Origin of the sequence: Chitinilyticum litopenaei DSM 21440 (assembly GCF_000428145.1) — a bacterium.
Lineage (GTDB): Bacteria > Pseudomonadota > Gammaproteobacteria > Burkholderiales > Chitinibacteraceae > Chitinilyticum > Chitinilyticum litopenaei.
In genome coordinates, this window is record NZ_ATZJ01000008.1 from 20,271 (window position 1) to 33,770 (window position 13,500).

The window sequence follows — 13,500 nt, forward strand, 5'->3', positions numbered from 1 at the left end:
ATTCAGTTTGACTGGCGCTTCAGGACGCCTTGATTTGTGCCTGCTGCTGCAATTGCTGGGCCTGCTGCTGAACAGCTTCATTCAGACTGGCAAGCACTTGATCGCGAGGGCCAAACAGCCGTGAAGCACCATCAGCCATTACCAGCAGTTTGTCCACAGCAGCGAGGATTGCCGTGCGATGAGTAATCAGGATGACCGTGGAGCCACGCTGCTTCGCCGCCAAAACCGCACCGACCAGGGCTTTCTCGCCCACGTCATCCAGATTGGAATTCGGCTCATCGAGGACAATCAGGCTCGGCATCCGGTAAAGCGCACGAGCCAGGCCAAGTCGCTGCCGCTGGCCACCCGACAAATTCGAGCCACCCTCACCGATCGGGGTGTCATAGCCATTGGGCAGGCGCAAAATCATCTCGTGCACTCCCGCCAGTTGCGCGGCCTCCACCACTGCGGCGCTGTCCACCTCGGAAAAACGCGCAATATTTTCTGCAACGGTGCCCGAGAACAGCTCGACGTCCTGAGGCAGATAGCCAATGTACGGGCCAAGCTCGGCCTTGTTCCAGGTGAAAACATCGGCCCCGTCCAGACGCACCTTCCCGCCAACGGCAGGCCAAACTCCGACCATCAGCCGCGCAAGGGTTGACTTGCCCGATGCGCTTGGCCCAATGACCCCCACAACTTCACCCGGATTGATCGCGAAAGTCACGCCGCGCAAAATCATGTGCTGGGTACCGGGCGCCTGCGCCATGACATTCTCAAGCTGCAGTCTGCCCAAGGGACGCGGCAAGGGCATGCCGGGATCACGTTGCGGAAAACGTTGCAGCAGCTCATCCAGACGCGCGTAAGAAGTGCGGGCCTGAATCAGCTGTTTCCAGGTGGAAATCATCAAGTCAACCGGACCAAGCGCCTTACCCATGATGATCGACCCCGCGATCATCGCTCCTGGCGAAATTTTGCCTTCGATGGCCAGCAAAGCGCCTGCGCCGAGAACCAGAGACTGAATGCTGATCCGCACGAACTTGGACAAGGTCGATACCGAGCCCGCCTTGTCACTGGCATAAGCCTGCAATGCCAGTGCCTTGCCATGGTGGGTATACCAGCGCTCCATCAGGCCACCAAGCATGCCCATTGCTTCGATCACCTCGGCATTTCGCAGATTGTTGGTGGCGAAATTACTGGAACGATTGGCGTGCAGCTGTGATTCTGCGAGCGGTTTGCGCGTGAGAATTTCCTGGGCGATGGCCAGGCCGATCAGCGCCAGTGCACCGGCTACGGCCAACCAACCCAGCAATGGCGCAAACAGGAACAGAATCAGCAGGTAAATTGGCATCCAGGGTGCATCAAAAAAAGCAAACAGGCCATTACCGGTCAAAAACTGGCGAATGGTTGACATGTCACCCAAGGCCTGCCCGGCATTCCCTCCCGCCGAACGCAAATTATTCTCGAACGCCGCGGTAAAAACTCGCGAGTTCAACGCTTCGTCAATCTGGCTGCTGATTCTGACCAACAGGCGTGAACGCACAAACTCAAGGGCTCCAGACAAGGCAAACAAGCCCAGCATGATCACCGTAAGAGCCAAGAGCGTAACTTCGTTTCGGCTCGCCAAAACACGGTCATAAACCTGCAGCATGTAAATCGACGGTGTCAGTGCAAGCAAATTGATGACAAGGCTGAAAGCACCCGCGATGATGAAATACCGCCGCATTGAAAACAGAACGCCAGCCAACTCGGTACGTGGCTGCAAGTGTTTCTTCATATCAAACCCCGGAAGAAGACGAATTTTTATGCAAAGAATCAACAAACCCCATTCGTGCAGACATTGCGCCCAGCGCATCTTCACGCAGCAGGGGATCAACTATCACCAGATAATCTGGCCAGCTTTCATTTGGCAGACCGTCATCGTCTCCTTCATCGAGAAAAATGAAGCGCAAGCTGTAGTCCTCTCCTGACCCAAGCAGAATCACTTCCCGCAAACGCAAATTGGCAAACCGCCAAGTCAATTGCTCACTGAGAGTCAACTGAAAGCGCAAACGCCCTTCCATGGTGAAAAGGGAAAGGCTTCCCGGCTTGACCGTCAGGGTATGGCGATCAAAGAAAACAGGAGCTGACTTGGCAAAACGCACCAGCGGCAGGGGGGTATCCCCTCCGGACCATGGCGCAGCGGGCATCTGATACAGCGCACGGTAAGCACGGCAAACAGCATAAATGGCGTTGCACGCCATCTGGGCGCCGAGCCCGGGCAACTGGTCGCGAAGGGTACGATAGGTAAGGTGATGCAGGGCGACCCGATTCCAGCATCTCTGCGCCTGCGCAACCGGCGCAACAATATTGCAAGCCCTGCTGAACTCATCCTGCAAGGCCTGCAAACGCACTCGCTGCTCCTGATTGAGCGATAGAGGGACTGCATCGGTCAAAGTCATGCGCCGGACTATACCGCAAAACTTCATATAGGAACATCCTATATGAAATCTATCAGTGGCCTTTTCCGGAGAAACTGCGGGCAACCCCTATTGATCCCTCCACCACCAAAGACTTACAATTTCACAACACAAAAGAAAGCGTAGTTCACAGCACATACCCAGCGACCATCTGTCACCCCTCTCCGGAGCAGTCCTCATGCCGCATTACACAGCAAACGAAAACCCGGTAAGCAGCAAATCATGGAGCAGCAACTCACTGATCAACACGCTCCTGATGGAATGGCTGCCCGGAACAACCAATTACTGGAGCAACTCCACCATCAGCTACAGCTTTCCCTTTACCCGAGAGCTGTTCAGTGCAGCCAATGAGTCTGGGGACCAATGGGGGCTGGAGCTGCTGAATGACACCCAGCGTGCGCAGATCCGCAAAGCCTTTGCGGCCTGGGATGAAGTCATCGCCCCCTCCTTCGTCGAAATCACAGAATCCAAGGACACCGGGCTGGTGGGCGACCTTCGCGTCTACCTGACCAACGCCGTCGGCTCCGAGGCCTGGGGCTGGGCCACCTACCCGTTTCAGCAAGGGGCAGACTCGGGCGACATACGCATCAGCCCCGTCTATGCGCGCAACAGTGATTTCAAGGAATCAGGCAAAGACAATTACGACTTCACAGCCATGCTGCACGAAATCGGGCATGCAATAGGGCTTGAGCATCCCTTTGAAGGAGTGACACGACTCAGCTCCGAACTGGACAACCGCAGCAATACCATCATGTCGTACACCGACTACGCCCCGCATGGCTATGCATGGGCCAGCACGCCCATGGTGTATGACATACAGGCAGCGCAATACCTGTATGGCGCCGACCTCACCACCCGCACCGGCGACGACATTTACATCTTCAATGACGGCGAAACCCTGATCAAGACCATCTGGGACGCCGGCGGCAACGACACCATGGATGCGAGCCAATTCACCTCCGGCATAACCATGAGACTGGATGATGGCAGCTACAGCAACATAGGCATGCAGGACAATATCGCGATCGCCATTAATGCCGTGATCGAAAACGCGATCGGAGGTGGTGGTGATGACACGATAGAAGGCAATGAAAGCAATAATCGCCTGGTCGGCAATGAAGGAGCCGACCGCCTTTTGGGGCAAAGTGGTAACGACACCCTGCTTGGCGGCAGCGGCTGGGACTGGCTGGATGGCGGCAGCGGCACCGACACGGCCGAATACAGCCAATCGCGCCGTGATGTTCGGCTCAGCATTGACAGCAAGGGCACCTGGACCGCGGACAGCGGCGATGGTGCCGACATCCTTGTAAGTATCGAACAGCTGCGTGTGGGCAATGGTGAGCTGATCACGCTGCCCAGCAACCTAGGCGGCGAGCTGAATGGCCTTGGCTACCGAATCGACACCCTTGCCGGACAAAATGCCGGCATGGCCTACCGTATCTACCAAGCGGCCTTTGATCGCACACCTGATCTTGGCGGCCTCAGCTACTGGCTTGGCGCACTGGACAAGGGCATGGATCTGATCGAAATGTCGGCGCGCTTCATCGACAGCAATGAATTCCGCACCTTGTATGGCAACAACCCGGACACGCGCAGCTATGTCGAGAAACTCTACCGGAATGTACTCAATCGCGACGGTGAAACAGGCGGCATTACCTTCTGGGTCGGAGAGCTCGACAGCGGCAGCAAATCACGGGCCAAGGTCCTTGCCGACTTTGCGGAAAGCACCGAAAACGTCAATCTGGTCGGCGTACTGATCAACAACGGCTATGGCTACGACCAGAACAGTTATGCCCTTGCCTAACCCTCCGGATTGGCCGTGACAATCCCCCGGCAAAACCGGGGGATTGTCACAACGGCAGAGGCGTCAGCTCCACCTTCAAGCCACGCGAACATTGCCAAAAGCAGTGTCCACATCCAATACTCGGTAAATCCCTCTGACAATATTCCCAGAGGGTGATCGTGCCGTCGGCGGCCAGTTCGCCCCGGACAATGCTGCTGCACCCGGGAACACCCAAAGTTCCCGGGGCTAGGACAGAGTCCAGTCAGAACTGGCAAACCCTGCCCCACCCTATCCGCTTGAAGGACTCAAACATGGCAACCATTTACGGTTCAACTCCATGGTACTCGCTGGCCACACAACTTCCGGATACCGAAGACATCAACATCATCAATCGCAGCAGCAGCAGACTCACCCTGCGGGACAACCAATACGAAGCCGAGCTGAAAGGAAGCAATTTCCCGGCTACGGGGGCATTTGACGGCAATACTCTCCTGAACAGCATCACCATCACCGATCGCACGACTGGCGACAACCTGCTCTACATCGAAGGTCTCAACCATGTTGTGGCAAATGCGCCGGAAACACTGGTTGTCGATGGCATCACACTGACCGAGGGCGCCGCCCTGTATGGCTTTCTGCTGGCCGGAAACGACACTCTGCACGGCACGACTGCCGGCGATATCCTGGCCGGCATGGCCGGCAATGATGTGATTTATGGCTATGACGGCAATGACTGGCTCTATGGCTATTCGGGCAATGACACCCTCGATGGCGGCAACGGTATTGATGTCGGGCATTTCAACTCTGCACCGGATCTCGGTTACAACTGGACGCGCACAGGCGATGGCGGCTGGCGCTTTGTCAACAATGTCAGTGGCAGCGCCGATCTGCTGTATGACATCGAACGCGTACAATTTGATGACTCGGAGGCCTACGCACTCGATGTAGGCATTGGTGAAAATGGCGGCATGGCATACCGCATCTATCAGGCCGCCTTTGCACGGACTCCGGACATGGGCGGCGTCAGCTACTGGCTTGACCAGCTTGATGGCGGCATGGATCTGATCGAGGTCGCAGCCCGTTTTATCGACAGTGCAGAATTTCGGGCCATCTACGGCACCCAGCTCAGCAATACGGATTACATTCGCGCCCTTTATCGGAACGTGCTGCAGCGAGAAGGTGAGCAGGGCGGCGTGGACTTCTGGGTCGGTGAACTCGACAGGGGCGTGAAAAGCCGTGAAAAAGTGCTGGCCGACTTCTCCGAGAGCCCGGAGAACTTCGAGCTTGTCGGCCAGATCATCGATTTCGGCTTTGGCATCAATCCGTACGAGGTACTGTGATGCGCGGCAAGCGGCAACCATTACCGCGCAAGTACTGACAAGCCAAAGGCTTGCAGCAGCTGTTAAACTGCCGGCCAGTCACCAATGGAACACTTGGCCGCGTGCGCATTCTGCATCTCTATAAAACGTACTACCCCGACACCGTTGGTGGCGTCGAGCAGGTTATCGAGCATCTGCTCGACGGGGGGGCAGAGCATGGCTATCAGGCCGATCTGGCCGTACTGAGCCGGCAAACCGCACCCGGCCTCGCTGACAACGGCATCAGCCGGATACACCGCTTCGCCACCACGCTGGACATCGCCTCCACACCGATGAGCTGGCAGGCACTGCGCCAGATTCGCGCGCTCGCCGCAGGCTATGACCTGATTCACTACCACGCACCCTGGCCGTTTGGCGACCTGCTGCACCTGCAGCTGGCCGACAAACCGAGTGTCGTTACCTACCACAGCGACATCGTCAAGCAGAAACAGCTCAAGCGCCTCTACAGCCCGCTGTTTCACTGGCATTTGCGGCACAGCCAGCGCATTTGCCCGACCAGCCCGGCCTACCTGGCCAGCAGTCAGGATCTGGCGCCCTACCGCGACCGGTGCCAGATCATCCCGCTCGGCCTGCCCGATCAGGCCGCCAGCGTGGACCAGACCCGCGTAGCGGCCTGGCAGACCCGGCTGGGCGCGCCCTATTTCGCCTTTATCGGCGTCTTCCGCTATTACAAGGGCCTGGACTTTCTGCTGGCCGCAGCGCGCCACATTCGCAGCCCCATCGTGCTGGCCGGCGACGGGCCATTGCGCGCCCGTTACCAGCAGCAGGCCGCCGCCGCCGGCCTGACGCACGTGCACTTTCCCGGGCAGATCGACGACACCGACAAGGCGGCCCTGCTGGCCGGCGCTCATGCGTTCGTCTTCCCCTCACACCTGCGCTCTGAAGCGTTCGGGCTGGGCCTGGTCGAGGCGGCCATGCATGGCAAGGCCATGATTTCCTGTGAAATCGGCACGGGCACCAGCCACATCAACCTGCATGAACAAACCGGGCTGGTGGTGCCGCCAGCGGAACCCGTCGCACTGGCACACGCGATGCAGCGCCTGCTGGACGAGCCGGAACAATGCCGGCGGTTTGGTCTTGCCGCCCGCGCACGCTATCTGCAGGAATTCACCAGCGCACGAATGGTGCAGCGCTACGGCCAGCTCTACGCAGAGCTGCTTGGCAAGCCTGGCACACCATGAAACCGGTCAGTCGTACTCTATTCCTGGAATGCCTGCTGGCGACGCTGTTGGGCATCGCCCTCCTGCACTGGTATAGCGGCGGCCTTGCAGGGCTGTTTTCCGGTCAGCTCATGGTCGCCAGCGATTATCCCAACAGCGCCGCCGCCCACACGTTCTACCTGAACGACCGTTGGCGCTGGCCGCTGGGTCAGAATCCCATGTTCGGAGGGGGAAACCTCTATTTTTCCGATACGGCGCCGTGGTTCAGCCTGCTCGCAAAAGTACTGCAGCAGACCGTCGGCATCACCCTGCCCTTCGAAAGCCTGCTGGTAATCAATCAGGGCCTGCTGGGCCTGTTTGCCTTGCTGCTGATCCGGCAAGTCAGCGACCACCGCCCCAGTCAATGGCTGTTTGTCCTGCTGATCAGCGCGAACCTGATTACACCGACACGAATGCTCGGCGCCCAGCACATCGCGCTGGCAGGAAACTGGGTCATCGTATGGGCTTGCGCATTGGCGCTCAACAGCAAGGACTCCGCAGGCAAAACCTGCGCACTGAGCGTGCTGGCCTGCAGCATGGCCTGGCTTACGCATGCCTACCTCGGCGTCATGGCATCCGGCATCCTCGCGTTGGCACTAGTGATGCGGAAGCAATGGCTGGCCGCCCTGCTGAGTCAACTTGTACCGCTTGCCCTGCTTGCCGCATTTGGCGTGTTTCATGCGCCCTATCAACTCGCACAGGGCGCCGCCGGCACGGGCATTGATCTGGCCGCCTTTGTGCAGTCACTCAACTGGGGGATAAGCGGCTATGCCTATGCCGTGAATGAACCCTGGCAGAAAGATGCACTGGTCTATTTGGGAACCGGCTCCTTGGCCATTGGGGTATTAGCCCTGATCCATTACAAGAAAATGGCTACAGCCGCATACCCATCACCCCATATCAACTGGCAAAGTTTACCCCCCTTGCTTGCTCCCGCCCTGCTGCTGGCAATTATCGCCACAGCCGGGGAAGTGCGAATACTGGGCCAGCACCTGGCAACGACCCCCTTGCAGGAATGGCTCGCGCCGATTTACCAGCGCTTCCGCGTTGCCGGGCGCTTCGCCATTCCACTGGCGCTCGTCCTCATTTTGCTGGCGACACTGCTGTGGCAGTCACGCACTGCAGGCAGCAAACGCTGGTGGGCAGGTGCCCTGCTGGCCGCCGCCTTGCAGCTGGCCGATCTTTGGCACGCCACCCCGCATGCCAGCCATCGGCATCCACAGTTGCAGGAGCAAGCACGGCAGCAGCAGCAGGCGCTGCAGCGAGTGCTGGACGGCCAGCCATGGAGCCGCTTCGTCTACAGCGAACTCCCCGCCGAGCTCCTCGCCGAACAGCGCCTGCTGGATGGGCTGTTGGCACAGCGGGGGGCCCGCTATATCTCGCGCACGCTGCAGGCCCGCCAGGACAGTGCAGCCACGCCGGCACTCCCGCCACCGGCCGGGAGCCCAAGTCTCTATCTGCTCCCGCGCGCTGATCGCCAAAGCTGCCTGCACGCGGACAACACGCACCCGCACATCAGGCTCTGCTTGCGGTAAGTCTGCACGACACAGGCTGGCGCAGCCGTTTGGCCATTGCCGGGCCTGAGCGACAAATCGCCAGGCTTGCCCGGCAAGACAGCGCCCCCAATACAGGCGAAGGCCAGCACACTATCTTAACGTCCCAGCCCGGAATAACGGCCACGCATGCCGAGAAAGGGGCGCTCGACAGTCAGGAAGCTAAGTCGCGCCAGGGCAAAACTAACGACAAACAGCAGCAGCGCATTTAACAAGGCATCCAGGTGGAAAATGCCCGTGGGCGCCAGGGGGCCAAGCAGGCGATGCAGGATGTAAATCACCAAGCCATGCCACAGATAGAATGAAAAACTGACTTCACCCAGCTGCTGCGCGCCACGCGCCAGCCAGTTCGGCAAAGGCAGGCGCGTGTGATGCCAGCCAGCGATCAGCAAGGCCCAGCTTCCCGCTTCCAGCGTTGGCCACGCCAGCCAGAACCAGTGTTTGGGAGCCGGGCTGAAATAACTCGCCCACTGCGCCAGGGCCATCACCCCCAGCGAAATGCCCAGGATCCCGCAGCAGAGCACAGGGAGGGCATAGCGCTCAATGACGCTGGCATGCCGGTGACAATACTGGGCAACCAGCATGCCGATCAGAAACTGGTCGAGGCGGCCGACCAGCGTCGAATACAGCATGTGCGTACTGCGCTCGGTCACCAGAAACGCTCCCAGCTTGATGACGGCCAGCAGCAGCAGGCAGCGCCACAGATAAGCTGGGCCCTCGGCGAGTGCAAAGCGGGCCAGGAAGGGAAAGATCAGATAGAAGGTAAATTCGACCGAAATGGTCCAGGCCGCGCCGGTGATGAAGGAGTTGGAAGTTGGCGCCTGCCCCAGATTGGAAAACAGCAGATACAGGACGTCGGCGGCCCGAAATTCATCCCGGCCCACCGAAATGGCTACGAAAAACACCACCAGGAACAGCGGAAAAATTCGCAACAGGCGATTGCGCAAGAAGCGACCGTAATCGATGCTGCCCGAATGCAGGGCAATCTGCATGAAGAGATACCCGGACAGCGCAAAAAACAGGCCGACCCCGGTATGTCCTTCGGCAATCAGTGCCAGCCATGGCTTGCCGGGTACGGGCTGCCACTGCCAGTAATAGAAATGGTAGACATGGAAAAGGAAGACAATGCCTGCTGCCAGCGCGCGCAGCTGATCGAGACGGGGCTGATACGAGAAATTGGAAGATTGCACGATATGCCGCAAAAACGGAAAAAATCTCATCAGACAGCCGCCCCGGCAAAGCCCGGCTCCGCATTCCCGCGCCATTGAAAATCCAGCGGCTGCACTCATTCGCGTGGCGCGCTGGATGCGGGTCTTGCTGCACGGCCAACTTGCCGAGTAGCTATCCGATCAGAAAAACAAGGCCTGCATGGCCGGAACACAGGCGACCGACAACATCCTGCCCGTTCGTACCCTGACTGGCTGCCAGCCCGGGCAGGCAATGGTAACAGCAGACAGACTTTTGGCCATGCCTGCGATAAACATCACCACGTATTGGCGTAGAGCCCTTTCCAGAAAATGGCTTCCAAGACATACCCCAAAGGCACCCCTGATCAGGTCGCGACCTCAGCAAAGTACAAATTCGTCATTCACAACTCGTCATTGCCGCGAAAGCGGGAATCTCCGTTCTGGATACCGGTTTTGACGGCAGGGAATCCCCGTGGGACGCCGGCATGACGAGTTGCTGAGCTGGCCACCCAATCAGTTGCCGAGATGCCGAGCTGAGCGCCGGATCAGCAGAGCCTAGCGGGCGTCAGACTGACCGTGGCGCCACCCGGCTGTCAGCCAGGCGCCGCAGCAAGGCCAGCCAGCGCGGAGCACAGACGCGCTGCCAGTCATAGCCGGCCACCACCGTCTGGCGTGCGCGCGCGCGCAGGTCGTCGTAGTGCTCGGGATGCGCCAGCAGCGACAGCACACTGCCGGCAATCGCGGCGGTGTCGAAAAAATCCACCAGCAGACCGTTTTCGCCATGCAGCACCAGCTCCGCCAGCGGCGCCGTGCGCGACGCCACCAGACGCACCCCGCAGCTCATGGCCTCCAGCACGGACCACGACAGCACGAAGGGATAGCTCAAATACACATGTGCGGCAGACACCTGATACAAGCGCCGCAACTGCTCGTGATCCAGACGCCCGGCAAAGCGCACGCGCGACCAGTCCACGGCCCCCTGCAACTCGGCCTGCAGCACACTGGGCCAATCCGCATGCCCGGCAGGCAGGGCCACACCATAACCGCGCGCCGGCATGCCGGCAATCAGCACGCGCGCGTCGGGGCGGGCAGCCTGGATGGCAGGCAGAGCCCGCAAGAAGGAATGGATGCCGCGCATGGGCTCCAGACTGCGATTGACATGGGTAATGATCGCTTCACCCGCACGGTAAACCTCCCCATCCAGAACCAGCTCGGCCTGCGGATCAGGACACAGGCGATCCGTATCCACCCCATCGTGGATGCAGGCAATTGCGGCCTGCAGGTGGGTCGGAAACAGCTGGCGCTGAAAGCGGGTCGGCGCGACACCGGCATTCATGTCGGCAAGCGCCAGCAACAGGGTGGCATTCTTGAAACGCAGATTCAGCTGCCAGTCGTCCGCCGGCGGGGCGAACTCCGGATCAAAATCGGTATCCAGCCCATGCGGATGATAAAAAAACTCGCAGTAATGCAACTGCAGAGCCTGCGGCCATACCTCGCGCAACAGCAGTGACTCTCCCCAGCCGGGATGCACGACAATCACATCGGGCGTGAAACCCGAATCCCGCAACTGCCTGGCCGCATTACCGGCGCCAAGTGCACGCAGGCGCTTGGCATCCAGCCCCGTCAACAGCTCGTCCAGATCCGCCCGAGGGCGCTCGGGGATGCCATAGCGGCAATAGCGCACCCCGGGCAACGGTGGCGCGGCATGCATGCCGAGCGCCACAACTTCCCACCCCTGCCGGGCGCACAATGGCGCCAGACGGACAAACTGCCCCGGGAAGCCCTGATGGACAAACAGCACGCGCCTGCTCACGGTTTACCCTGCATCATGCAAATTGCCGGTCTCATTGCAAGGCCCCACGCAGCTGGAGCGCTTGCATACGCTCCAGCTCGCCATCAATCAGATTGACAAGGCCATACATGACGCCCGTCCCCAGCTCGGCACTGGCACTCAGGCCACCCTCACCTTGCAGCTCCAGCAAAAAGCCGCCATCAGGCAAACGCCCCAGACTGAGGCGCGCCAGCGTATCGCACTGACCAGAGTCCGCTGGCAGGGCTGCGTCCGATTGTCGCACCGGCCGCTGCGCGGCAATGCGCTGACAATGTTCCTCCTGCAGCCAGTGGCGCGCCTCGGCCACCGCTCCGGCTGGCAAGTCATGCGCGGTCACGCGCAACAGGGCCGCGCGTACCTGCAGCAGCCCTGCCGTCGCCATGGCAAAGCCCGCCGCGGCCTGTTCAGGCGGCAGCCACAGCCAGAGCCAGTGGTCGGGTTTGGGGGAATACAACTGAAACTTCATCGCCAGCTCCTTACCGGCACGCCGGCACGGCTGCGCGCCGCGTGCGTGCCCAAGACCTCACGCCGGCTTCTTGCGCGACGCGGCTTTCCTGGGCTTGGCCGGCGCAGGCTCGGGGGCACCCACCTGGGCCATCAGCAGCTGCACGGCATTCTGGCGCGCCAGCTGTACCGCCGCCAGTTCGTTCTGCAGGCGTGCCTGCTGGCCATCCAGAAACTGCAGCAAGGCGCACTGTTGCCGGGCCGCTTCGGGCAGATCGGCGATGGCGTACTCCGTACCGGCGATGGTCACGGTCATTTCGGACATGATTGCGCTCCTTCATAACAAAGGTGCGCATTCTACCGAAAACCGCCGCAGGCCAACACTGCTGCTGGATGAGCTTGCTCGCGAAGGATTGCTGATCGCGAGCAAGCTCGCTCCTACGAGTAAAAACATCAGAGTGCCGAATCAATAACCAGTCTTCCAGCTTATCTGGCGACAGTGACTCGCCCTGCCCCGCCTCATGCGCAAGCGCCGGGGCCGCTCAGACGCGCTGGCGTTCCAGCAAGGCCTGCGCCAGGGCCGATTGCAAGGCATTCCCGGTGCTGGCGTGCTGATCCGCCCGTTCGCGCACGCGCTGACCGGCAGCCAGCCACAGGCCATCCGCAAAATGGGCCAGCGCACGCTGCGCCGGCGTGGTGGCGGCTTGCTCTTCCGGCCCGAACGCGGCTGACGCGGATGGCAGGGCGGCGTCTTGCGGCAACGGCGCGGTTGCGCCGGCCTGCAGAAGCTCGTCCTGTTGCGCGTCAGCCGTGCCGGCGGCAAGGCTTGCCCCGGCCGGCTGCGGCGTTACCGTCCCTCCGGCAGAATTTGCCGTGGCGAGTCCGGCGGTGGCGGGCACGGCGACCGCCGCGCCACGCGTGACTCCCACGGTGGCATGCAGGCCGAGTTCGCTGGCCAGTTGCCGGTCTTCCGCCAGCCGCTGGCGGGCATACCGGCCTTTCTGGTCGACCAACGGATCAATGCGCCAGTCATAGGCCGTACCCAGACCGCCACGCTGCAGATCGGCAAAGTCAATGCCGTGGTCCGAGCCGGCGCCCGGCAGCAATTCATAAGGGCGGTAGCCGACCCCGGCGGCATCCAGCTGGGCGCCCAGCCCGGTCAGATCGTCCAGGGCAATGCCGTACTGGCGCGTCGTGCGCAGGATGTCGGGGGCACTGAAATTCGAGCGCGTCAGCAGGCTGCCATCCGGCGCGTAATACTCCACCAGATTGGGCTGGCCATTCTCGTGCAGGCTGATGCCCAGGCGTCCCGAACGGAAGGTACTGACATCCCGGGCGCTGGCCAGCGCCGAAGCGAAGGCGGAGGCAGAGGCGCCGCCCGGCCGGACTGCCGTGGCGACGGCATTGCGCTCGCTGCTCGTTGTGGTGCGTAGCGATTCGACATGCATGGTGATTCTCCCACTATCATCAGCCCCCTTGAAGCAAAATGCACGCCAGCCATGGCCGGCAGGCTCTGCCGGCATGGACAAGCCCTGCTCCGCCTGGCAAGCCGCCCCGGCACCGCGCACCGGCGCCGGCGGGCAAGCCGCAGGCAGGCAGCTGCGCGTTTCCAGGCAGGGTATTGCGCCCCCCCCCCCCAATCGGCACTTTGTCCGCATGGCAATACCCGTGGCATTGCGATCAGGCCAC

The 13,500-nt window shown here is 60.7% G+C and carries 11 protein-coding genes; 4 read left to right on the forward strand and 7 right to left on the reverse strand.

Going from position 1 to position 13,500, the window contains the following annotated elements; all coding sequences use genetic code 11:
* Positions 1 to 19: 19 nt before the first annotated feature.
* Positions 20 to 1,753 (reverse strand): type I secretion system permease/ATPase, encoded by a 1,734-nt coding sequence (locus C515_RS19620; protein WP_043648231.1) that lies wholly within the window; start codon positions 1,751 to 1,753, stop codon positions 20 to 22.
* Position 1,754: 1 nt separating this feature from the next.
* Entirely contained in the window at positions 1,755 to 2,417 is a 663-nt protein-coding gene (locus C515_RS19625; protein WP_211233985.1) for a hypothetical protein, read from the reverse strand.
* A gap of 196 nt (positions 2,418 to 2,613) precedes the next feature.
* On the opposite strand from C515_RS19625, the gene C515_RS0105280 reads away from it, so the two are divergent.
* From C515_RS0105280 to C515_RS0105295, 4 genes are all read left to right on the forward strand, one after another.
* Positions 2,614 to 4,239 (forward strand): DUF4214 domain-containing protein, encoded by a 1,626-nt coding sequence (locus tag C515_RS0105280; protein WP_028454688.1) that lies wholly within the window; start codon positions 2,614 to 2,616, stop codon positions 4,237 to 4,239.
* Positions 4,240 to 4,427: 188 nt separating this feature from the next.
* Positions 4,428 to 5,558 (forward strand): DUF4214 domain-containing protein, encoded by a 1,131-nt coding sequence (locus tag C515_RS24755; RefSeq protein WP_081686764.1) that lies wholly within the window; start codon positions 4,428 to 4,430, stop codon positions 5,556 to 5,558.
* A gap of 101 nt (positions 5,559 to 5,659) precedes the next feature.
* A complete protein-coding gene (locus tag C515_RS0105290) occupies positions 5,660 to 6,778 on the forward strand; it encodes a glycosyltransferase (protein WP_028454690.1) in 1,119 nt (372 codons plus the stop codon).
* Positions 6,775 to 8,331: a DUF6311 domain-containing protein gene (locus C515_RS0105295; RefSeq protein WP_028454691.1), complete on the forward strand. Its 1,557-nt coding sequence runs from the start codon at positions 6,775 to 6,777 to the stop codon at positions 8,329 to 8,331. Before C515_RS0105290 ends, C515_RS0105295 begins: the two co-directional genes overlap by 4 nt.
* Before the next feature lie 116 nt (positions 8,332 to 8,447).
* Here the strand turns inward: C515_RS0105295 and C515_RS0105300 are convergent, their stop codons facing one another.
* The 5 genes from C515_RS0105300 to C515_RS0105320 all read right to left on the reverse strand — a co-directional run bounded on the left by C515_RS0105300 (position 8,448) and on the right by C515_RS0105320 (position 13,259).
* Positions 8,448 to 9,539: an acyltransferase family protein gene (locus C515_RS0105300; RefSeq protein ID WP_158380781.1), complete on the reverse strand. Its 1,092-nt coding sequence runs from the start codon at positions 9,537 to 9,539 to the stop codon at positions 8,448 to 8,450.
* Positions 9,540 to 10,101: 562 nt separating this feature from the next.
* On the reverse strand, positions 10,102 to 11,349 hold the full coding sequence (locus C515_RS0105305) for a glycosyltransferase (RefSeq protein WP_028454693.1): 1,248 nt from the start codon (positions 11,347 to 11,349) through the stop codon (positions 10,102 to 10,104).
* Positions 11,350 to 11,380: 31 nt separating this feature from the next.
* Complete coding sequence (locus C515_RS0105310) at positions 11,381 to 11,833, reverse strand: hypothetical protein (RefSeq protein ID WP_028454694.1); 453 nt, start codon at positions 11,831 to 11,833, stop codon at positions 11,381 to 11,383.
* Positions 11,834 to 11,890: 57 nt separating this feature from the next.
* Positions 11,891 to 12,136, reverse strand: a complete 246-nt coding sequence (locus C515_RS19635) for a DUF6447 family protein (RefSeq protein WP_043648234.1) — start codon at positions 12,134 to 12,136, stop codon at positions 11,891 to 11,893.
* Positions 12,137 to 12,353: 217 nt separating this feature from the next.
* Positions 12,354 to 13,259, reverse strand: coding sequence for a hypothetical protein (locus tag C515_RS0105320; protein ID WP_028454695.1), 906 nt, complete (start codon positions 13,257 to 13,259; stop codon positions 12,354 to 12,356).
* Between the last annotated feature and the right edge of the window lie 241 nt (positions 13,260 to 13,500).

Excerpts from the sequence above, each read along its gene's own strand:
- C515_RS19620 (WP_043648231.1), bottom strand. The coding sequence starts at position 1,753 with ATGAAGAAACACTTGCAGCCACGTACCGAGTTGGCTGGCGTTCTGTTT.
- C515_RS0105295 (WP_028454691.1), top strand. The coding sequence starts at position 6,775 with ATGAAACCGGTCAGTCGTACTCTATTCCTGGAATGCCTGCTGGCGACG.
- C515_RS24755 (WP_081686764.1), top strand. The coding sequence starts at position 4,428 with ATGCTGCTGCACCCGGGAACACCCAAAGTTCCCGGGGCTAGGACAGAG.
- C515_RS19625 (WP_211233985.1), bottom strand. The coding sequence starts at position 2,417 with ATGACTTTGACCGATGCAGTCCCTCTATCGCTCAATCAGGAGCAGCGA.
- C515_RS19635 (WP_043648234.1), bottom strand. The coding sequence starts at position 12,136 with ATGTCCGAAATGACCGTGACCATCGCCGGTACGGAGTACGCCATCGCC.
- C515_RS0105310 (WP_028454694.1), bottom strand. The coding sequence starts at position 11,833 with ATGAAGTTTCAGTTGTATTCCCCCAAACCCGACCACTGGCTCTGGCTG.
- C515_RS0105320 (WP_028454695.1), bottom strand. The coding sequence starts at position 13,259 with ATGCATGTCGAATCGCTACGCACCACAACGAGCAGCGAGCGCAATGCC.
- C515_RS0105280 (WP_028454688.1), top strand. The coding sequence starts at position 2,614 with ATGCCGCATTACACAGCAAACGAAAACCCGGTAAGCAGCAAATCATGG.